At 62.2% G+C, this 19,041-nt stretch carries 23 protein-coding genes and 1 pseudogene; 7 read left to right on the forward strand and 17 right to left on the reverse strand.

Translation table 11 applies throughout. From position 1 onward, the window contains the following. Position 1: 1 nt before the first annotated feature. Positions 2-1,582, forward strand: coding sequence for a winged helix-turn-helix domain-containing tetratricopeptide repeat protein (locus AB8A27_RS12765; RefSeq protein WP_441242226.1), 1,581 nt, complete (start codon positions 2-4; stop codon positions 1,580-1,582). Continuing rightward, positions 1,579-2,070 (forward strand): peptide deformylase, encoded by a 492-nt coding sequence (locus AB8A27_RS12770; RefSeq protein ID WP_441242227.1) that lies wholly within the window; start codon positions 1,579-1,581, stop codon positions 2,068-2,070. The genes AB8A27_RS12765 and AB8A27_RS12770 overlap by 4 nt, the downstream gene beginning before the upstream one ends. A gap of 15 nt (positions 2,071-2,085) precedes the next feature. Here AB8A27_RS12770 and AB8A27_RS12775 read toward each other — a convergent pair whose 3' ends face one another. Continuing rightward, positions 2,086-2,379 (reverse strand): hypothetical protein, encoded by a 294-nt coding sequence (locus tag AB8A27_RS12775; RefSeq protein ID WP_441242228.1) that lies wholly within the window; start codon positions 2,377-2,379, stop codon positions 2,086-2,088. Then, complete coding sequence (locus AB8A27_RS12780; protein WP_441242229.1) at positions 2,372-3,121, reverse strand: DUF899 domain-containing protein; 750 nt, start codon at positions 3,119-3,121, stop codon at positions 2,372-2,374. Before AB8A27_RS12780 ends, AB8A27_RS12775 begins: the two co-directional genes overlap by 8 nt. A 120-nt stretch (positions 3,122-3,241) precedes the next feature. Between AB8A27_RS12780 and AB8A27_RS12785 the strand changes: the two genes are divergently transcribed. Together AB8A27_RS12785 and AB8A27_RS12790 are read left to right on the forward strand one after the other, a co-directional pair. Continuing rightward, entirely contained in the window at positions 3,242-4,462 is a 1,221-nt protein-coding gene (locus tag AB8A27_RS12785; RefSeq protein WP_441242230.1) for a helix-turn-helix domain-containing protein, read from the forward strand. A 31-nt stretch (positions 4,463-4,493) separates the two neighbouring features. After that, positions 4,494-5,132 (forward strand): Vgb family protein, encoded by a 639-nt coding sequence (locus AB8A27_RS12790; protein ID WP_441242231.1) that lies wholly within the window; start codon positions 4,494-4,496, stop codon positions 5,130-5,132. A 21-nt stretch (positions 5,133-5,153) separates the two neighbouring features. Here the strand turns inward: AB8A27_RS12790 and AB8A27_RS12795 are convergent, their stop codons facing one another. The 14 genes from AB8A27_RS12795 to AB8A27_RS12860 all read right to left on the reverse strand — a co-directional run bounded on the left by AB8A27_RS12795 (position 5,154) and on the right by AB8A27_RS12860 (position 16,642). After that, positions 5,154-5,753: a YdeI/OmpD-associated family protein gene (locus tag AB8A27_RS12795; protein WP_441242232.1), complete on the reverse strand. Its 600-nt coding sequence runs from the start codon at positions 5,751-5,753 to the stop codon at positions 5,154-5,156. Positions 5,754-5,780: 27 nt separating this feature from the next. Beyond that, positions 5,781-6,440, reverse strand: coding sequence for a TenA family protein (locus AB8A27_RS12800; protein WP_441242233.1), 660 nt, complete (start codon positions 6,438-6,440; stop codon positions 5,781-5,783). Between the two features lie 125 nt (positions 6,441-6,565). Then, positions 6,566-6,787 carry a hypothetical protein gene (locus tag AB8A27_RS12805; protein WP_092144132.1) on the reverse strand — a complete coding sequence of 74 codons (222 nt, stop codon included), beginning with the start codon at positions 6,785-6,787 and terminating at the stop codon, positions 6,566-6,568. 62 nt (positions 6,788-6,849) lie between these two features. Next, the gene (locus tag AB8A27_RS12810) at positions 6,850-7,260 is read right to left on the reverse strand and encodes an SRPBCC family protein (RefSeq protein WP_441242234.1); all 411 of its coding nucleotides are present in this window, start codon (positions 7,258-7,260) and stop codon (positions 6,850-6,852) included. Further along, complete coding sequence (locus tag AB8A27_RS12815; protein ID WP_441242235.1) at positions 7,257-7,580, reverse strand: ArsR/SmtB family transcription factor; 324 nt, start codon at positions 7,578-7,580, stop codon at positions 7,257-7,259. Before AB8A27_RS12815 ends, AB8A27_RS12810 begins: the two co-directional genes overlap by 4 nt. A gap of 112 nt (positions 7,581-7,692) precedes the next feature. Next, the gene (locus tag AB8A27_RS12820; protein ID WP_441242236.1) at positions 7,693-8,037 is read right to left on the reverse strand and encodes a Lin0512 family protein; all 345 of its coding nucleotides are present in this window, start codon (positions 8,035-8,037) and stop codon (positions 7,693-7,695) included. 94 nt (positions 8,038-8,131) lie between these two features. After that, positions 8,132-9,289, reverse strand: coding sequence for a substrate-binding protein (locus AB8A27_RS12825; protein WP_441242237.1), 1,158 nt, complete (start codon positions 9,287-9,289; stop codon positions 8,132-8,134). 106 nt (positions 9,290-9,395) lie between these two features. Beyond that, on the reverse strand, positions 9,396-10,088 hold the full coding sequence (locus AB8A27_RS12830) for a hypothetical protein (protein WP_441242238.1): 693 nt from the start codon (positions 10,086-10,088) through the stop codon (positions 9,396-9,398). A 105-nt stretch (positions 10,089-10,193) separates the two neighbouring features. Next, a complete protein-coding gene (locus AB8A27_RS12835; RefSeq protein WP_441242239.1) occupies positions 10,194-11,450 on the reverse strand; it encodes a serine hydrolase domain-containing protein in 1,257 nt (418 codons plus the stop codon). 184 nt (positions 11,451-11,634) lie between these two features. Then, positions 11,635-12,603, reverse strand: a complete 969-nt coding sequence (locus tag AB8A27_RS12840; protein ID WP_441242240.1) for a quinone oxidoreductase family protein — start codon at positions 12,601-12,603, stop codon at positions 11,635-11,637. 51 nt (positions 12,604-12,654) lie between these two features. Beyond that, positions 12,655-13,221, reverse strand: coding sequence for a TetR/AcrR family transcriptional regulator (locus AB8A27_RS12845; protein WP_441242241.1), 567 nt, complete (start codon positions 13,219-13,221; stop codon positions 12,655-12,657). A gap of 122 nt (positions 13,222-13,343) precedes the next feature. Next, positions 13,344-13,994 (reverse strand): glutathione S-transferase family protein, encoded by a 651-nt coding sequence (locus AB8A27_RS12850; RefSeq protein WP_441242242.1) that lies wholly within the window; start codon positions 13,992-13,994, stop codon positions 13,344-13,346. 265 nt (positions 13,995-14,259) lie between these two features. After that, positions 14,260-15,174 (reverse strand): OmpA family protein, encoded by a 915-nt coding sequence (locus tag AB8A27_RS12855; protein ID WP_441242243.1) that lies wholly within the window; start codon positions 15,172-15,174, stop codon positions 14,260-14,262. A 490-nt stretch (positions 15,175-15,664) separates the two neighbouring features. Then, on the reverse strand, positions 15,665-16,642 hold the full coding sequence (locus AB8A27_RS12860; protein ID WP_441242244.1) for a cupin domain-containing protein: 978 nt from the start codon (positions 16,640-16,642) through the stop codon (positions 15,665-15,667). A 216-nt stretch (positions 16,643-16,858) separates the two neighbouring features. Here AB8A27_RS12860 and AB8A27_RS12865 point away from each other — a divergent pair, with 216 nt between their 5' ends. The 3 genes from AB8A27_RS12865 to AB8A27_RS12875 all read left to right on the forward strand — a co-directional run bounded on the left by AB8A27_RS12865 (position 16,859) and on the right by AB8A27_RS12875 (position 18,915). Then, the gene (locus AB8A27_RS12865) at positions 16,859-17,629 is read left to right on the forward strand and encodes an alpha/beta fold hydrolase (RefSeq protein ID WP_441244898.1); all 771 of its coding nucleotides are present in this window, start codon (positions 16,859-16,861) and stop codon (positions 17,627-17,629) included. A 150-nt stretch (positions 17,630-17,779) separates the two neighbouring features. Next, positions 17,780-18,274: a DUF302 domain-containing protein gene (locus AB8A27_RS12870; RefSeq protein ID WP_441242245.1), complete on the forward strand. Its 495-nt coding sequence runs from the start codon at positions 17,780-17,782 to the stop codon at positions 18,272-18,274. A 113-nt stretch (positions 18,275-18,387) separates the two neighbouring features. Then, entirely contained in the window at positions 18,388-18,915 is a 528-nt protein-coding gene (locus tag AB8A27_RS12875) for a hypothetical protein (RefSeq protein ID WP_441244899.1), read from the forward strand. Here AB8A27_RS12875 and AB8A27_RS12880 read toward each other — a convergent pair. Continuing rightward, positions 18,912-18,992, reverse strand: a pseudogene (locus AB8A27_RS12880) (GMP synthase (glutamine-hydrolyzing)); the annotation flags it as partial. The gene AB8A27_RS12875 and the pseudogene AB8A27_RS12880 sit on opposite strands and share 4 nt — an antisense overlap. Positions 18,993-19,041 lie beyond the last annotated feature (49 nt).

Consider the following 19,041-nt stretch of genomic DNA (forward strand, 5'->3'; position numbering starts at 1 on the left):
CTTGCTGTTCCGGTTCGACGAATTCGTGCTCGACACTGACCGGCGGGAGCTGCGGCGGGGCGCCGACACGGTGGCAGTGGAACCGCAGGTGTTCGACGTGCTGGAATTCCTGATCCGGGCGCGGGACAAGGTCGTCAGCCGTGACGATCTGCTGGCCGAAGTCTGGCATGGCCGCATCGTGTCCGAGGCGACGCTCAGCAGCCGGGTCAACGCGGCCCGCACCGCCATCGGCGACAATGGCGAGCAGCAGCGGCTGATCCGCACCTTGCCCCGGAAGGGATTTCGCTTCGTCGGCGAGGTCTTCGAACAGACCGAAAGCCCCTCTCCGCTCGCGGTGACGGCGCCAGCAACTGCACTCCTGTCCGAATCCGCCGATCCCGAAGGGCTGTCGATTGCGGTCCTGCCCTTCACCAATATGAGCGCCGACCCCGAACAGGACTATTTCGGCGACGGCATCGCCGAGGAGATCATCACCGACCTGTCGCGCTGCAGTGGCCTGTTTGTGATCGCGCGCAATTCGTCATTCATCTACAAGAACAAGCCGGTCGATATCCGTGAGGTCGGCCGCACGCTTGGCGTCAATTATGTGCTGGAAGGCAGCGTCCGCCGTGTCGGCGAACGGCTGCGCATCATCGCGCAACTGATCGACGCGCGCTCCGGCGCGCATCTGTGGGCCGACCGTTTCGATGGTGATCGCAGCGACGTGTTCGACCTGCAGGACCGCATCACCGAGCGCGCCGTGGCTGCCATCGAGCCGACGCTGCGCATCGCCGAGATCGAACGGCGCAGGCACAGCCGCCCGAACAAGCCAGATGCCTATGATCTGCTGCTGCGCGCCTCAGGTTACGAACACGACTTCACGCCGGAGAGCATGAATGCGGCGCTCGATTGCCTGCATCAGGCGCTTGAACTTGATCCGACCTATGCGCCAGCGATGGCGGCGGCCGCCTATTGCCACGCGCAGCGACACTTCCAGGGCTGGATCAGTGCCGACGATGCCCATCGCGCCGAGGGTCTCGCGCTCGCGCAACGGGCCATCGAGCGGATGCCCAACGATCCGCAGATCCTCTGGATGGCCGCATTTGCGATCTGGAATCTCGCCGAAACGCAAACGGCGAAAGACGCGGCCATTGAGCTGTTCAACCGCTCCCTGGCCATCAATCCAAATTCGGCGACCGCGCTGGCGCTCGCCGGCTGGATCGAAACCATGCGCGGCCAGCAGCAGGCCGGTCGTGCGTTGCTCGATCGTACGCGACATTTGAACCCACTCGATCCGCACGGCTGGTTCGTTTCCGGTGCGCTGGCGATCGCGGCGATCATCGACGAGAACTACACCGAGGCGATCGGTTGGGCTGACAAGGCGCTGCTGCAGAACCGCCGCTTCGCTGTCGCACTCCGCGCGCTTGCCGTAGCACTCGTCAAAACCGGCGAGCACGAACGCGCCGCTCAGGTGGTCGAGGAACTGCTCACGATCGAACCGGAGCTCACGGTCTCCGCTTTCTTTGCGCGCATTCCCGTCCCCGTCGAGTCGATGGCGCAAACCTATGCCGCCGCCCTGAAAGCCGCGGGGCTGCCCGAATGAGCATCCGCCCGATTGTCCGCTATCCCGACTCGCGTCTCGCGCGACCGGCCGCTGATGTCACCGTGTTCGACGATGCGCTGCGCGCGCTCGCCGACAATCTCCGCGACACCATGCATGCCGCTCCCGGAATCGGCATCACCGCGCCGCATATCGGCGTGTTGTTGCGCGTCGTCGTGCTCGATCTCGGCGATGGCGTGAAAACCTATGTGAATCCGGAGATGACATGGGCTTCACCGGAGACGATCATGCATCAGGAAGGCAGCGTCTCGATGCCCGGTGTGAATGACGACATCCAGCGCCATGCGCGCATCCGGATCAGCTACCAGGATCTCGACGGAAATATGCAAACAGAAGAGTCCGATGGTCTGCGCGCAGTGTGTCACCAGCACGAGATCGACCAGCTCAACGGCATGTTCTGGATCCAGCGCCTGTCGCGCCTCAAACGCGAGCGGCTGATCAAGCGGTTCGAGAAATTGTCGCGCGCCTGAAGCGCGCGACAATCGTCACGTCCGCCACTGCGATTGGCGGCGTCGACCGGATATCAGCCTGAGCCACGGCACGGTGTGGAACAAGCTCATGAAGGCATACATCACCGCCATTCCACTCCACGGCGATGAATGCGACGTTGAACAGAGCAAATCCGGCGCGCTGCCATCGAGCACACCCGTCAGCAGTGCCATCAGTGCGAAGGCCGGTGCGGCCGCAAGGCATAACCAGTCGGCGGCCGGCGCAAGGCGAGCCATTCTCCAGCGATGGGTCTTCGCACGATCCACGACGTCGTCGATGGCGCTACTCATCGGTCTTCCGGAACGTCGCCTCTCCTGCGGCCGAGACCTCGACCCATTTCTTGTCGGGTGCGGCGCCGGCGACATAGTTGTCGTGCCAGTTCCACCATTTGTAGGTCGGTGTCTGCGGATAGCCTTCGGGCGAATCCTCCCAGACTTCCTGACGGCCAAGCGGCGTCGCGTCGAGATAGCTCCAGGTGGTCCCCATCGCCTCGTCGCCGCGGCTGTTGATGAAATAGGTGCGAAACACGCGCTCACCGTCGCGGAAGAACACGTTGTGGCCGTGCCACTCGTCGACGCCGAAGTCGGCGTCGAAACTGTCCGTGATGGTGACCCAGGGCATCTCCCAGTCCATCCGCGCCTTCAGGCGCGCGATGTCCGCCTGCGGTGCCCGTGAGGCGTAGACGAGCGTGGTGTCGCGGGCATTCAGGTGTGCGAGATGGGCGACCTGATCGGCCCCGAGCGAACAGCCGCGGCAGGCATGATCGGGCCAGCCGAACACGCCCGGCTCGAAGAAGGCGCGGTAGACGATCAACTGGCGTCGGCCGTCGAACAGGTCGAGCAGGCTGACCTGGCCACCGGGCCCTTCGAACGCATACGCCTTCTCCACCGCCATCCACGGCATCCTCCGACGTTCCGCCGCCAGTGCATCGCGCGCGCGCATCACAGCCTTCTCCTTCACGAGCATGTCCGTTCGCGCGGACTCCCATGCCTGCGGTGACACAATCGGTGGTGTTTTCATCGGTGTCGTCATGGTCTTCTCCACTTTCGTCCATTGTCATGCGTTACCGACACGACTTGCCGGTTGATCGTCGTGAGGTAGATTAGGACCGGACAATTTGAGGGTGGGAGTGACAAGTGTGGCGGGATTCAGATGGACTCCCTGATCACCGCCGCAGGACAAGCGCTTGCGGCGGGTGACCCGCTCGGTGCCTTGAAGCGCGTTGCATTGCGCGACGACCCGCCAGCGCTCGCCCTGCGCGGCATCGCAATGGCTCAGCTCGGCGATTTCGCACGCGCGAAGGATCTCGTGAAACGGGCCGCCCGCGCCTTCGGTGCGAAGGAACCCGTGGCCCGTGCGCGGTGCATCGTCGCCGAGGCCGAGATCGCGCTTGTCTCGCGCGATCTCCATTGGCCCAGCAAGACTCTCGACGCCGCGCGGCGGACGCTCGACGCTCATGGGGACCGGCTCAATGCAGCCTATGGCGGTTATCTCGACGTCAGGCGTCTTCTGCTCATCGGGCATCTGGACGAAGCCGAGCGAAAGCTCGGCGCCCTCGATCCGGCCCCCTTTCCGCCCGCCTTGCGCACGGCGCACGCGCTGGTCGTCATGGGCATTGCGATGCGGCGGCTCCATGCGAGAACCGCACGTAAGGCCCTCGCCGACGCGCAACGTGCCGCACGCCTTGCCCGCATTCCTGCGCTGACGGCCGAAGTCGACAGCGCATCCCGTCTGCTCAACGCGCCCGCAGCGCGCCTGATCGCGCGCGGTGACGAACGCATGCTGCTGCTCGACGAAGTCGAGGAGTTGCAGCAATCGAAAGCCATCGTCATCGATGCCTGCCGACATGCCGTCCGCCACAGAAAGATCGAGCTGTCGCTGGCCACGCGCCCGGTTCTGTTCACGCTCGCACGCGCGCTTGGCGAGACATGGCCGGCGGACGTCGCGCGAGAGACGCTGCTGGCACGGGCCTTCCGCGCCAGACACGCCGATGACTCGCATCGCGCGCGGCTTCGCGTCGAGATGGGACGCCTGCGCAAACTGCTTGCGCCTCTGGCCGACGTGAATGCGACCAGGCACGGTTTCGTGCTGGCGCCGCGCATGGCACGCGAGGTCGTCGTGCTGGCGCGCCCCGTCGAGGAAGAACACGCCGCCGTACTTGCCCTTCTGTCCGACGGCGAAAGCTGGTCGAGTTCGGCGCTCGCGCTGGCACTCGGAGGCAGCCAACGCAGCGTTCAACGAACGCTCGAAACGCTGGCTGCCAACAACAAGGTGCAGCCGCTCGGTCGCGGCCGTGCACGCCGCTGGACATCGCCGTCCCTGCCCGGACTCGCGACGATGTTGTTACTCCCGCAGCCGCTGCCGGATCACTAGGATTGCAGCCATCGTCACGAGGGAAACGCTCATGAAAACATCGGCAGCAGAAATTATCCGTGAATATGGCCCCTTCGAGGGCGTCGACGGCGTGCATGGCGTCACCTATGACGGCCTGCACGTCTGGTTCGCCTCTGGCGACAAGCTCAACGCACTCGATCCCGCAAGCGGCAAGACGGTGCGCGCCATCGACGTCGCCGCGCATGCCGGCACCGCCTTCGACGGCACGCATCTGTTCCAGATCGCCGAGGACCGTATCCAGAAGATCGATCCTCAAACCGGCCGCGTGCTCGCCACCATTCCGGCTCCCGGCAATGGCGGCGATTCCGGCATGGCCTGGGCCGAGGGCGCGCTGTGGGTCGGGCAGTATCGCGAGCGCAAGATCCATCAGGTCGATCCAGAAACGGGCAAGATTTTGCGAACCATCGAAAGCAATCGCTTCGTCACCGGCGTCACCTGGGTCGACGGCGAACTCTGGCACGGCACCTGGGAAAATGACGAAAGCGATGTCAGACGCATCGACCCGCAGACCGGCGAAGCGCTCGAGAGTCTCGCTTTGCCCGCAGGCAGTGGCGTCTCCGGCCTCGAGTCCGATGGCGCCGATCAGTTCTTCGCCGGCGGCGGCAAAAGCGGCAAGGTCCGCGCGATCACGCGGCCGAAGCGGAAGTGAAAAGCAACGAGCGACGCCACTTCACTTCCTGGTTTGCGGATAGATCGTCTCACCCTTCTTCAGCATCTCGACGAAGGCCGCAATCCGCTTCTTGCGGCCGGCTTCGGTCTTCATATTGTGCACCCGAAATGCCAGCGAGAAGCGGTTCTGGGCGCTGAGCTTTGCCAGCATCGCCTTGGCCTTCGGCTCGGCGTCGATCGCGGCCTGCAGATCGGTGGGGATCGCCATATCCTTGCCGCTCCCATAGGCGCGATCCCAGCGGCCATCGGCCTTGGCCGCCTCAACATGGACGAGGCCATGCCCGGTCATGCGCTCCTCCTCAATGAGGCGCGCAATATTGTCGACATTGATCTTGCTCCAGACGCTCTTCTTGCCGCGCGGTGAATAGCGCTGCAGGAAGCTCACATCGTCCAGCCCCTTGCGGATACCGTCGATCCAGCCCCAGCAGAGCACGACATCGATCGCCTCCTTCGGCGTGATCGATGCAAGGCCGGATTTCAGTTTGTGAATCTTGATCCAGACCTCGTCGGCCTTGTCGTGGTTCTTGCCGAGCCATTTGTAGAAGGCGTCAGCGTTCTTGAACTCGCGCACATTCGCGGGATCGACCTTAACGGGTGCCATGCTCTGCCCTGACAGTTGCGCGTCAGACTAGCGCGCGTCCAGCCCCATCTGCCAGAAATCCGCTTCCAGCCTTGAGGCCTGACCGAACAGTTTGGCGAGTTCGACAAAGCGCCGCTCGGTCATCGCGCGGGCAGCGAGATCGTCGAGATGGCGGCGCGCTTTCAGCGCGATATCCTGATAGGCCTCGCCGGCATATTCACCGATCCATTCGCGATACGGATGATCGCCGAGCGCGTCGGCACCACCCGGTGCGAGCTTCTTGCCGATCTCGGCATAACCGATCACGCACGGCGCCAGCGCCACATGCAGATCGAGCAAATCGCCGGCAGCGCCGCAATCCAGCACGAAGCGCGTATAGGCCACCGTCGCCTGCAGCTCGGGCGCGGCCTCGATATCGGCGGGCGACAGCCCCCAACGCCCGCACAGTTTTACGTGAAGCTCCATCTCGCCGAGGATGGCCGCAAGCCCACCCTGCGCCGACTTCATGTCATCGAGGCTGCGGCTCTTGTAGGTCGCCAGCGCATAGGCGCGCGCGAACTGGATCAGGAACAGATAGTCCTGCACGAGGTAGGTCCGAAACGCAGGCTCTGGCAGCGTACCGGCGCCGAGCTGGCGGACGAAATCGTGGTCGACATAGCTGGCCCACGCGTCGGACGCGGCGGCTTTGAGGCGATCGAAGATGTCCATGAGGACCAATTCAGGTTATCGGCGAATGTGCCGTCGGCATGCAGCCCGAAACCTAACTCACAAGAGCCTGACCGGCAATCGACGACACGAACATCGCGTGCGTGGCTACGTCCCGACTTGCTTCGTTATCCTTGCGCACCCACCTCCGCTTGGCTTCGCCACTTTGCGGCGTGGGGCAGCACGAACATATAGAGGCCACTGAACAGCAGCAGAAACAACGGCAGCAAAGGCGCATATGTCACCCAGGCTGGAGGCTCTCCAAATCCGCGGACCACGAAATTGGCGACTACCGTGATGGTGAAGGCAAGAGACAGCCAGCGGTGAGCCTGTCGAATCCATTTACTCATGACCAAGACAACTCCTCATGATTGTACGGCAAGGCCGTATGTGCGCATCGTGCCGGCCGAGATCAGTCGAGCCGTTGCAGGAGCCGCTCCATTGCTGCGAAAAATCGCGGCCAGCCGAATGTCGCGCCCTGATAGGCCTGCTGCTGATCCGGCCGGAATCCGACCTGCTCCATGCGCAGCACAGTTCCGGTGCCTGACGGCGTGAGAGTCCAGGTGACGACGCTCTCGAGACCCATCGCCTCCCATGTGTAAGCGAGCTTCCTGTGGGGCTCGACTTCCGTGACGCGACAATCGACCGTCCCCCAGTCTGCGCGAAAATCGAACCGATGGCCGATGACGGGCTGGAAATCGCTCTTCATGAGCCACTCGGCGATCAGATGTGGCTGTGTGAGCGCGCGCCAGATTTTTTCCGGCGCATGGTCAAGCTCCCGCTCGACAACGACAGAACGCGTTTCGGATGCTGTATTGGTCAATTGTCCATCCTCTTCAGTAGTTGTTCGAGATCGTCGAACCGGCTCTCCCAGAACCCAGCCATCTGGTTCGTCCAGTCGAGCAATGGAGCCAGGGCCGCAGGCCTGGATCGATAGTGCGTCTGGCGACCCTGATGCCGGTCGAGCACAAGTCCGGCCTGCTTCAACACGCCGAGATGCTTTGAGACAGCCGGCTGTGAGACCCCGGCCCGCGCGGTCAGAGCCGCGACCGTTTGCTCCCCGTCACGGCATAGCCGCTCGAAGATGGCCCGCCGCGTCGGATCGGCCAGCGTCTTGAAAAGCGTGTCATAGGTGTCCGGCATCGAAATCCATAACCCGTCAGTTATCGATTAAATCAATAACCGGCGAGCTATGGATTAGTCAAGCGAGAATGGGACAGACGGATGCGAGCCGAACGTCGACCGATCGGATGATCTACTTGCCGTCGTCGAGGCTCACCAGCACCGCCGCGTTGGCAATGAGGATGCCGTCGTTGCCACTTTCGGCGGGAATGTCGAGGCCACCTCTGACTGCGGTCACAGTCACAGTGCCGTAAGGCAACTCCTTCGCGACAGCCGATGTGTCGACGTCATCCGGATTAGGCACGGCGATGGTGACATCAACAAACATGTCGTGCGGCGTCTTGCCGACCATCCGGAAGAAGCCGACGCTGGAATGGCGGATCGCATCGGAGACTGCGCGCTTCGCAGCCTTGGTGGCGTCGCGGCCGTGAACATCGACACCCATGCCCATCTCGGTGATACAGCGCACCTTTGCCATCTGTTGTCGTCTCCACATATTCCCAATTGCATTGCGGCGAACTTAAGCAAGCTCTGGCGACGCGCACCAGTCCCTTGCCGGCATGCCTGTGCGATCAGCGACCCGCCATGGTGCAGCCTGGCTGCGGCGCGATTGCGCCCAACCCGCGGACGGGAACGAGTTCGGTCCCCTGCGTCTTGGCGATAAACATGTTCATCGTTGCATAGTGGTTCGCATCGATCGTGACAGGACCCGTCGGCGATGGGATGGTGATTCCCGCCAGTGCATCGACGATGGCCTCCCTGTCGACCTTCCCTGCTTTCTCGATTGCAGCCTTGAGTGCGATCAACGTGTTGTAGTGGGTCATGACATAGTTGGACACCAGCACGTCGTTTCCAGCTGCAGCGCGCACTTTGGCGACGAAGGCCTTCATCTCCGGCGCATCGCTGGTCGCCAGCGACGGCACCACGGTGATCATGCTCTGACCCTTGCCCTTGAAAATGCCGAGATCGATCTCGGACAATCCCAGGAACGCGACCGTGGTGTCCTTGAGCAGGCCCTGATCGTCGGCCTGCCGGATGAAATCCATGCCGTCGCCCTTCAGCGCAAACAACAGTACTTTCGGTTTTGCCGCCGCCACCTGCTTGATCAGCGGCGTGAAATCCGTCTCCGTCCCCAGCGTGTATTGCGTGCCGACGATGGTGCCGCCGAGCTTTGCGATCAGCGGCTTGGCGATATCGAACATCTGGTGCGGCCAGACGCGATCGGCGCCGAGCAGAAAATAGGTGTTGCCGACGGCCTCGTTCACATAGGGCAGCAACTGGCCGAGATCCTGGTTCGGCACAGTGCTGAATGAGAAGACATAGCGGCTGCATTTGCCGCCTTCGAAATTCGTCGCATAGAGCAGCGGCGTCTTCGTGCTCTCGGCGAGCGGCGTGACCGCATTGAAGTTGGCCGAGGTGACAGGGCCGACAACCGCAACGACGCCGCTCTCGATCACCGACCGCATCGCGCTCTCGGCGGAGGCCGGCCGGGTCTTGTCATCGACATAGATGACCTCAAGCGGCCTGCCGAGAATGCCGCCCGCGGCGTTGATCTCTTTGGCAGCGAGATCGAGTCCGAGTTTTGCCTGCTGGCCATAAAGTTCGACGCCACCGGAGAACGGCAGCACGGCGCCGACGCGGATGGGATCGGCGGCCGCCGCTGCGGAGCCTGATGCTGCCGAGCCCAGCAGCAATGCGAATGTCACGAAATGTGCGACAGGTAACTTCATGCACGTTGCTCCGCCATGCGCCTCGCCATCGGCGAGTCGGAAATCACGGCAATGATTGAGCCGGAAACATCGGGAGGTGCAAGAGCCGTTCGCTTATCCAGAGCTCTTAAGGCGATGACGGAGCCCGCGGCACCGGAGCAATCGGAAGAGGACCCGCAGACGCAGGCGCGTCACTCACAGGAGCTACGGTGGTCGGAGCTTCCGTGGCTGGAGCCACCACCACAGGCGCAATGTCCATCGGCGCGGCAGCGGCTGGCGGCGCGATCACCACCGGCGTGGCCGGGGCTGGAGCCGCGGTCGGCACGTTAGCAGTGGGGATGTCAGCCGGAGGCACGTTGCTCGGACGCGCAGGAGCCGGAGGCGCTGCAGCCCTGTTGATGATCGGCTTGCAGATCATCACGGCTGCCGCCGATGCGATCATCGACGCCATGATCTGCAGGTCCGAGGGTTGTTTGGGGTCACTCGCGACCGCGGCAGCTTCCTCGCGCAGTTGGATATTGCAATCGCAATCGGGAATGCCGCTTGCCGGCGTACATGCGTCATGATGCATGCAGGCAACATCGAGCGCGTCGATCGGCGACTTGCCCGGCCGCGAGCCGAGGCCGCAATAATTGCCGTGGACCAGATTTGCGCCATTGGTCCGCGGATCGAGATTGATCCTGCTGTCACTGGCCGGTTTCTGACTGCGGGGCGCCGCTTCCTGGGCAAGACTTGGCGATGATGCGATGGTGGCCGAACACAGCATCACCGCAACGCTGGAACGGCGCAGCCACAAGGCAGCGCGCAAAGGCTTGATCATCGCGTTCAGATCCGCATGGCCCCGACGGGATGTGTCGGCCGCGAAGGATACGCGCGACGCCTTCTTAGGTTCCCGATCAGGTTCCCTTTGCGGGAACCCGATCAATCAGCCTTCCGCCATCAGCTCTTTCGCCAGCGCCATATAGGCCGGCAGCGTCACCGGATCGTTGGCAGCATTGCCGGCAACCGGATGCGACGCATAGCGCGCAATCACCATCTCGGCCTTCGGATCGATATAGAGCCCCTGCCCGTAGACGCCGCGTGCCATATAGGCGCCGTGTTCATTGTGGGTCACCCACCATTGATTGCGATAGGAGCCACCGGGTAGCGTGACGTAACCGGCGGGCTTGAACTTCGCGGGATCGGCGCCGCGTTCAATATCCTCGACCACCGCCGCCGGCACGATCTGGCGGCCGTTGAAATGGCCGTGATTGCGCATCATCTCGCCGAAGCGCGCGAGATCGCGCAGCGTCGTCGACAACCCGCCACCACCGCTCTCCGTGCCGATGCGGTCGACGTGATAATGCGCATCTTCCTCCGCACCCATCGGCTGCCAGATGCGTTCGGACAGCAGATCGCTCAGCGCCGTGCCGCTGGCGCGCCGGACGATGAAGGCGAGCACGTCAGTGTTGACGGTCTTGTAGGCGAAAGCCTTGCCGTGCTCGCCCTGCTTCTCCTGCTTGCACAGCAAAGCGAAGATATCGGTCGCGCCCTGATAGTCCGGCGGGATCGGCGCCATGCCGTTGGCGCGGCGCAAGCTCCACACATCGGAATTCCGGTCGGCATAGACCTCAGTGTATTTGAGTCCCGTCGTCATATCCATGACCTCATGCACGCGGGCATCGCCGAAGGCCGTGGCCTTCAACTCCGGCACATAGTCGGTGACAGGCGCCTGCGGATCGATCTTGCCTTCGGCCACCAGCATACCGGCCAGCGTGCCGGTGAAGGACTTGGTCACCGACATGGCGATATGCGGCTTGTGCGCCTTCAGCGCGCCGGCATAGCGCTCATAAATCAGCTTGCCCTTATGCAACACCACGATGCCATCGGCATAGGTTTCTTCGAACATCCGCGCGAAGGTCATCGGCCGGCCGTCCATGGTCGTCGATTGCGAGCCGCCGATATCGCGCTCGGCGCGCGGCAGCACCGATGCGCCGCTTGCCCCGCGCCAGACATTCACGGTCGGCACCAGCGAGCGCACATTGCTCCAGGCCCAGCGCAATTCAGGGAAGTTGCGGAACGAGTCGTCGTGAAATTGGATGAGCTTGTCCCGCGCCGGCGGAAAGCCCTTCATCCAGCCGAGGGTGTTCGGATCGGTCTCGGCGGCGGTTGCGGGCTGGTTCGGTGCGGGGGCGTCGGACATGAAGGGGCTCCGGTAAGGCGGCAAGTAAGTTGGTCGTAACATGCGACGTGGCGGGGCACATCAAACACAACAGCTGGGCTGCATTCGGCAACTGCATGTCGCAAGTTCGCTCAAGGCGGTCAGCCCGGACTGACGCATGTGCCCTGAACACTTCAGCCGATCCACAAGACCCGATACTCGCCGCTCATGGGATCAGCAGCAGCTTGCCGGTCGTCTTGCGGTTTTCCATGTCGGCACGGGCCTTCGCTGCGTCCTCCAAACGATATTCTCCGCCGATGTGGAGCTTGAGCTCTCCCGTCGCGATCCAGTTGAACAGCCGCTCCGAACGCGCACGCAGCAGCTCGGGCGTATGGATATGATCGAAGAAGGTCGCGTAGCCGATCTTGATGCTTCTCGGCAGGCTCATGATGTCGAGCGGTCCCGGCCCCCCGAGCACCGGACCGTACCAGCAGAACGTGCCTGATCGACGCAGCACATCGAGCGAGCCCTGGAAGGTCGTCGGCCCGGAGCCGTCATAGACAACGTGCACGCCCTGGCCATCGGTCAGGCGTAGGGTCTCCTCGGCGAACCGGCCTTCGGTATCGACGATCACATGGTCGGCGCCAGCCTCCCTGGCTGCAGCGACCTTGTCCTGCGACGATACGCGTCCGATGACATGGCCGCCCCGCAATTTGATGATCTGGGTCAGCAGCAATCCCACGCCGCCCGCCGCCGCATGGACGAAAGCGATGTCGCCGTACTGCACCGGATAGAAGTCGGTGGCGAAATGGCTGGCAGTGAGACCTTGCATCATCACCGACGCCGCCGTGCGATCATCGATCGCGTCAGGAACCGGCACCAGCGACGTGACTGGGATCGAGATCCGTTCCGCATAACTTCCCGGCGCATAAACCCAGGCGACACGCTGGCCGGGCTTGAAACCTTCGACATCATCCGCGATCGCCAGCACACGCCCCACACCCTCGACGCCAAGAATCTTGGGATTGGGAATCTCAGTCCAGGCCATGCCCTGGCGCACGCCGATGTCCATGAAGTTCACCCCGGCAAAGGCAACCTCGACCAGTGCCTGGCCTGGCCCAGCCACAGGATCTGGACGTTCGACATAGTCCAGCACCGCGCGGTCGCCCGTTCCGGTCATCACAACAGCTCTCATCACTTGCTCCTTTTGTTGAACGATCATTCCATAATTTCCCAAAAAAAGGGGCTATCGCAGCGCCCTCATGGCCATGTCGGCCAGACTGGCCAGAGCCGCACGCGCGGCGCCCCCCCGTCCGGCGACGCGGATGCCGGCGATATTTGCGATCAGAAATTCCGAGGTCGCTTCGGGGTCGAGGCCGCCGGCGACATCGCCTTCACGCTGCGCATCGCGAAGGCGCGCTGCGATGGCAGCTCGCAAGCTCTTCGCCAACAGTCCGTTGATCTCCTGGAGGTCCGGTTCGAACACGCCGAATTCATAGATCGAACCAACACCAAGACACGGCCGATCGGCTGTTTTCACGACACGGCGCAACATTGCGCCGATGCCATCGATCGCGCGCGGTCCCCTTCGGAGCGCGTCGATATGTGCAGCACATTCGCCCATTCCATAGCGACGCACGGCGGCGCAATAGAGCTGCCACTTGTCGCCAAAGGCAGCGTAAAGGCTCTGTCGCCCGATCCCCATTGCATCGACAAGCATCTGGGCCGAACTGCCCTCATATCCATGCCCGCTAAAGACATTGATCGCGCCGTCGAGTGCAGCGTCTGTGTCAAATTCCCGTGGTCTCGCCATAAACGGCCAGATAGCAATTCTGGAATGAATGTTCAACAATTTTACAGCGTCGCGGGAAATAAAATCGATAAACCGGCGGCGCCGCTGCAGCGGTCCGTGAACGCTGCCCCGAGGACTTCCTATCAGCCACCCGCTGCAGCAGTGAAAACCGCCAATTGAGCAGCGAAAGCACGCTTGTAGGCCGGCCGGGCTTCGCCGCGGGCGACATAGGCGGAGAGGTTGGGATATTCATCCAACAGACCCGACGCCCCCAGCCTGAGCAGCACTGACACCATCAGCAGATCACCGGCGCTGAAGGCGCCGTCGAGCCAGTCGGCATCGCCAAGGTATTTGGAGAGTTCGCCCAGCCGCCCGCGGATGCGATCCTTGACCATCGCCAGGCGCTGCTCATACCAGGTCTTGTCGCGCTCCAAGAGCGTGACAATGGCGAGATCGACGATCGGCGGCTCGACCGTATTGAGTGCGGCAAACATCCATGTGACTGCCCGCGCCCGGGCGTTCGCATCATCCGGCAGCAGGCCAGCATGGCGCTCTGCGATGTGGAAGACGATCGCCCCTGACTCGAACAGGACAAGATCGCCTTCCTCATAGGTCGGAATCTGCCCGAAAGGATGACACGCCCGATGCGGAGGTCCCTTCATCTCATCGAACGAAAGAAGTCGAACGTCGTAAAGCTGATCCACTTCTTCGAGCGCCCAGCGAACGCGCATGTCTCGCGCCAATCCCCTGCCGCGATCGGGCGACCGTTCAAAGGCGGTAATGGTGGGGGTCATAGGCAGACTCCCGGCGAATGCATGCGCTATCCTATGTGACATGGGCCATGACGATGGTCTTCCGCATCGTCTCTCCCGGCTCTTCGTCTCCCAAGGACGCATGACGGGCGGGTCTCCCGACACATGCGGGCATTTTTCTCGCGGGTAGCGGCAGCCGTATGGACGGTGAGAATGGGCCTCACTCGCTAGCGGCGGCGGATCGCCAGGCGGGTCCAGCAAACGGGCACCGCCCAACGAACACCTCGGGCCAGCGATGTCCGTAGACCTACTGCAACACCATCTCGACGCGGCGGTTGCGAGCACGGCCATTTTCACTGGCATTGCTGGCAAGCGGCGCGTAGTTCGCCACGCCGGATGCAGACAAACGCTTGCCATCGATCTTGTAGCTGCGCATCAGATCATCGATCACCGCCTGCGCGCGCGCCTTCGACAGCGCGAGGTTCGCATCCAGCGACCCCTGATTGTCGGTATGGCCGACGATGAACACGTTCGCGCCGGCATTGGCTTGCAGCACGCGCGCCATCTCGTCGAGTTGCGGTTTGGACTCGGGCTTGATGGTCGCCTTACCAGTGTCGAAGAACAGCCCGTAGAGTGCCACCTTCCCCTCAGCCTGCAGGCCCTTCGCGAGCGCCGCCGCATCCACAGTCACCTTGCCGCTGTCCATCGCCTTCGGTTCGACAATCTCCACGACTGTGGCAACGTACTTGTTGGCAAGCGCGACGGTGTCCGGCTTGGCTGACAGGACCGCCACATGCAGCGTGGTGCCGGATGCATTCAACGTTCCGTACCAATAGCGCTCGCTGCCAATCGCCTGCCATTGCTGCAACAGCGTGATCGGAGTCCAGCCTTCCAGCGACACCTTGGCCAGCTGCGGATTGGCAGGCAACTCGCGCAGCGGTTTGAAATTCCGCTGACCGCAGGCGTCGGCACATGCATCCAGTTTCGATGCACCGGCACGCTCAAGTGCCTGCTCATAATTGCGCTGCACTTCGAGCACCGACTTGCCGGCAGGCGCGAGATAGAACAACCGCGTCACCCGTCCCTCAAGCTTGGCGACATTCGTGTCTCCGGAGGGAATGCTGGTCTGATCGAAGCTCTTCACGTCCTGGGCGACCAGCCACGATCCGGCATAGCGGCTGAGTACGGCATGATCGCGCGCATTCGGCGCGTCGGCAGGCATGCTCTGCGCCATGGCAAGGGAAGCTGAAGCAAGGAGACCGAGAACAGACAGCAGACGGACAAGGCAGGCGCGAGATAGAACAACCGCGTCACCCGTCCCTCAAGCTTGGCGACATTCGTGTCTCCGGAGGGAATGCTGGTCTGATCGAAGCTCTTCACGTCCTGGGCGACCAGCCACGATCCGGCATAGCGGCTGAGTACGGCATGATCGCGCGCATTCGGCGCGTCGGCAGGCATGCTCTGCGCCATGGCAAGGGAAGCTGAAGCAAGGAGACCGAGAACAGACAGCAGACGGACAAGGCAGGCGCGCATCGGGACCCTCTCAGGCCAGAATGTAAGCGGAATACAGATTGCTGCGGCCTTATATCAGGACACCATTTTTGGGAACAGCCGATGCTTTCCCTCACTCCCACTCGACCGTCCCGGGCGGCTTCGACGTGATGTCATACACTGCGCGATTGACCACCGCGCGATTGACGCCGGCATGAACGTCAGCCTGGTCGGGGTCGATCGGCGACTTCCACTTCCGGAACGGCCGGTTGCCTTTGCCCTCCGTCAAGGCGTTGAGCGGCCCGGTAGCGGCCGGGTGACAGGCCGAGATGTCGATGGAACAGTTTTGAAAACGCCGCCGCTGTCTCGTAACCGACCCGGCTCGCAATCCGTGCGATGGGCTCGTCGCTGGTTTCGAGCAGGAACGCCGCTTCTGCCATCCGCCGTTCGATCACATAACGGTGCATGGACTGGCCGACGAGCTTGGTGAAGCGGGCCGAAAATACCGAGCGGCCGAGCCCGACGCGATGGCCAAGGTCGCTCAGCGTCCAGGGCCGCTCCGGGCTTTCGTGAATCAGCTTGAGCGCCGGTCCGATATGCGGGTCTGATATTGCCCCAAGCCAGCCGCCTTGTCCGGGACTGAGAGACGCGATCCAGCTTCGAAGCACCTCGACAAAGAGCACTTCCGTCAGTCGTGAGAGCGCGACGCGTTGACCTGGACGCTCGAGCGCGGACTCGCTCACCATACGGCGCAGGATTGCTTCGAGCCAACCACCATCAGCCGTCGGCTTCAACAGAAGCACGGGCGGAAGTGCTTCCAGCAAGCTGCCGTACAACGGGCGCGACACGGTGAAATTGCCACAGATCATGGTCGAGAGCGGCTTTGCACGGCCGCCGTGACGAACGACGCCAAGACGTGCCGACGATCGATCAAGGTCCACAATCCGCAAAGGCTTGGCCCGGCGATCCGAATAAAACGCATGGGGCGCGCCGCGTGTGATGACGACAAAATCGCCCTCGGTCATGTGGAGTTCTTGTGCCTGTTCGAGCGCGAGGGTCGCCGAGCCCCGACTGAGATAGTGAAACAGGGCGTAGGGACGCGCCGGCAACTCCAGATTCCAGGGATGGCCGAGCTCGAAGTGGAAGAGCAGCGTCCCTCCGAGACGAACGCGATCGAGCACCTGGGCGAGGATGTCCATGCCGCCGAAGTTAATCCGGTGGACGGTCGGACACAACATCCGGACGATTGATCCCTATCGTCCGAAAAGCCCGCGGACTAGGTCATGTCGCGGCGGGCCGACGTCACGTGCAGCAACCATTTCACCAACGGCGGATGGAAGAACCGCGACTTGGCTGGAAACGCCTGTCCATTCCCCCGGACTTTTTTCGTCCGACATTCCAACAGGAACCAATCGATGCGAAATCTCCTGCTCTCAGCCGCCACCATACTCCTGGCCGGAACGGCATTAGCCGGCTCCGTCCACTCAGCCGAACTGCCCAAGGGAGCAGTCCACAATATCGTGCTCGTGCACGGCGCTTTCGTGGACCAGACGAGTTGGCAGCCCGTTGCCGATATTCTCACGAAGAAGGGCTACAGCGTCACGCTCGTGGAAAATCCGCTCACCTCGCTCGCCGCTGATGTTGATGCCACCAAGCAGGCGCTCGCGAAACAGAACGGCAGGACCGTTCTCGTCGGCCATTCATGGGGTGGCGTGGTGATCACGCAAGCCGGCAACGATCCCAAGGTTTCGGCGCTGGTCTATGTCTCCGCCTTCGCGCCCGAGGTCGGTGAATCCCTGGCATCACTGGCCAAAGCCGGCCCGCCGACCGAAGGCGGCAATGCGATCCATCCCGACGCAAAGGGCAACCTGTATATCGACCCCAAGGTGTTTCCGTCGGCCGTCGCGGCTGATCTTCCTCCGGAGATCGCCGCGCACCTGGCTAACTCGCAGCTTCCGTTGAATCACGTTGCATTCGAAGCCCCCGTCAGTATTGCGGCGTGGCATGACAAGCCGACATTCTATGTCATCAGCACGAAGGACAAAGTCCTCGCGCCCGAGGCTCAGAAATCCTTTGCAGCCAGGATCAAGGCTCAGACGACGGAGGTCGCAGGCAGTCATGCCTCGCTCGTTGTTCATGCCAAGCAAGTCGCTGAGGTCATCGAAAAGGCAGCGCTCGCGAAGTGACGGTACCGCTCCCGGCGTTTTCGCGTCGGGAGCGCGCACGCGCGCTCGTACCGCGATGGCACAAACCAGCCAGCCCGCGGCAGCATGAATCCTGGCGCGCTCCGGCGCGACCAGAGGCGCCTTATCCATGAGAGTTGTTACGGAGGACAAATGACAATCGCTAAAGTCGAAGTAGAGCGTTTCAGCCTCACGAGCTTAAAACCATTCGATGCCGTTGTGGCCGCGTTCAAGTCGGCGGTCGGGCAACCCGACATGATTGAATTTTTCGAGGAGACGAGAGCGACAAAATCCTTCCCGGATTTAGAACGCGTTGTACATGGCAGCCTCGGCCGAACGGACCTCATGCTCTTCGCAGAATTTGACTTGGGCGACATTCTGCGTCGCGAAACTGGATCCAGGACGCCTCAGATCATACGGCTTGTGGTTGGCAATCCACTCATCATGAAGGAAATGGTCAAGCACGTGCCCGATGCTGGCTCCTATGCTCCGGTCACAGTGTTGATCGATGAGCGCCCCGATGGCGTGCACATCTCTTACGACAAAATGGAGAGTTATCTGCTGCGTTATGCCAACCCGGAAGCTCTAGCCGTCGCCCGGGATCTGGATGCGAAGGTAACAACCTTACTGCGCGAATGCGCCGGCTGAAACATTCTGACGATGTTTTCGACGATTGAATGTGAATGTCTCACCATTCGCCAATGCAACTGGCACTCACATGCGCCTCGCGAATTGTCGAAATGCGGGAAGGGATTTTCTGCATGAATAAGTTACTTCTTGTCACTCTCCTGGCCTCGGCTCTTTCCTCCGGCGCTGTCGCCGCGTCGCCCGACATCGGGAAGGAGCCGCTCGATTCTGCGACGCTGAATACGATCAAATCGAAATTCGGCACGCTCATGCAACTGGCCAACAGGCACGATTTCCAGGCTCTGCATGATATGTTCTGGCAATCGCCCTCGACCCTGTTGGTGGCGAAGAGCGCGATCCAGTCAGAGGGAAATTGGGCCGGCTTTTGGGGCAACGAAGCGATTGATCGAAAGCTGCAGGATATCGGCACCTCCGGGCCGGTCGTGCTCGAGCCAGATTACTCGAAGCTGAAGGTTGTCGGCCTGACGCCCGACGTCGCCGAGTCCTATGTGCCGATGAACATCACGGTCTCTTATGCGGGGCAGGATGGAACAGCGAAGCCATTTCTAATGATCATCAACTGGCTTCGCGTCGGGGACGACTGGAAGATCGCTTCCGAAATTATTCTGCCGGTGCCGCCCCTACCCGCCACGAAACGCTAGATCATCCCGGGCGGCTTCGACGTGATGTCATACACCACGCGACTAACGCCCTTCACCTCGTTGATGATGCCTCGCGCAGGATGCCTGCTCGTGTACCAGCCCCGCGGCGCGGCAGGTGTTCACCTG

Source organism: Tardiphaga sp. 768_D3_N2_1 (genome assembly GCF_052076105.1).
Lineage (GTDB): Bacteria > Pseudomonadota > Alphaproteobacteria > Rhizobiales > Xanthobacteraceae > Tardiphaga.

Coding starts and splice junctions, on each gene's coding strand:
- AB8A27_RS12770 (WP_441242227.1), top strand. CDS start 1,579: ATGAGCATCCGCCCGATTGTCCGCTATCCCGACTCGCGTCTCGCGCGA.
- AB8A27_RS12775 (WP_441242228.1), bottom strand. CDS start 2,379: ATGAGTAGCGCCATCGACGACGTCGTGGATCGTGCGAAGACCCATCGC.
- AB8A27_RS12780 (WP_441242229.1), bottom strand. CDS start 3,121: ATGACGACACCGATGAAAACACCACCGATTGTGTCACCGCAGGCATGG.
- AB8A27_RS12785 (WP_441242230.1), top strand. CDS start 3,242: ATGGACTCCCTGATCACCGCCGCAGGACAAGCGCTTGCGGCGGGTGAC.
- AB8A27_RS12790 (WP_441242231.1), top strand. CDS start 4,494: ATGAAAACATCGGCAGCAGAAATTATCCGTGAATATGGCCCCTTCGAG.
- AB8A27_RS12795 (WP_441242232.1), bottom strand. CDS start 5,753: ATGGCACCCGTTAAGGTCGATCCCGCGAATGTGCGCGAGTTCAAGAAC.
- AB8A27_RS12800 (WP_441242233.1), bottom strand. CDS start 6,440: ATGGACATCTTCGATCGCCTCAAAGCCGCCGCGTCCGACGCGTGGGCC.
- AB8A27_RS12805 (WP_092144132.1), bottom strand. CDS start 6,787: ATGAGTAAATGGATTCGACAGGCTCACCGCTGGCTGTCTCTTGCCTTC.
- AB8A27_RS12815 (WP_441242235.1), bottom strand. CDS start 7,580: ATGCCGGACACCTATGACACGCTTTTCAAGACGCTGGCCGATCCGACG.
- AB8A27_RS12820 (WP_441242236.1), bottom strand. CDS start 8,037: ATGGCAAAGGTGCGCTGTATCACCGAGATGGGCATGGGTGTCGATGTT.
- AB8A27_RS12825 (WP_441242237.1), bottom strand. CDS start 9,289: ATGAAGTTACCTGTCGCACATTTCGTGACATTCGCATTGCTGCTGGGC.
- AB8A27_RS12830 (WP_441242238.1), bottom strand. CDS start 10,088: ATGATCAAGCCTTTGCGCGCTGCCTTGTGGCTGCGCCGTTCCAGCGTT.
- AB8A27_RS12835 (WP_441242239.1), bottom strand. CDS start 11,450: ATGTCCGACGCCCCCGCACCGAACCAGCCCGCAACCGCCGCCGAGACC.
- AB8A27_RS12840 (WP_441242240.1), bottom strand. CDS start 12,603: ATGAGAGCTGTTGTGATGACCGGAACGGGCGACCGCGCGGTGCTGGAC.
- AB8A27_RS12845 (WP_441242241.1), bottom strand. CDS start 13,221: ATGGCGAGACCACGGGAATTTGACACAGACGCTGCACTCGACGGCGCG.
- AB8A27_RS12850 (WP_441242242.1), bottom strand. CDS start 13,994: ATGACCCCCACCATTACCGCCTTTGAACGGTCGCCCGATCGCGGCAGG.
- AB8A27_RS12855 (WP_441242243.1), bottom strand. CDS start 15,174: ATGCCTGCCGACGCGCCGAATGCGCGCGATCATGCCGTACTCAGCCGC.
- AB8A27_RS12860 (WP_441242244.1), bottom strand. CDS start 16,642: ATGGACATCCTCGCCCAGGTGCTCGATCGCGTTCGTCTCGGAGGGACG.
- AB8A27_RS12865 (WP_441244898.1), top strand. CDS start 16,859: ATGCGAAATCTCCTGCTCTCAGCCGCCACCATACTCCTGGCCGGAACG.
- AB8A27_RS12870 (WP_441242245.1), top strand. CDS start 17,780: ATGACAATCGCTAAAGTCGAAGTAGAGCGTTTCAGCCTCACGAGCTTA.
- AB8A27_RS12875 (WP_441244899.1), top strand. CDS start 18,388: ATGAATAAGTTACTTCTTGTCACTCTCCTGGCCTCGGCTCTTTCCTCC.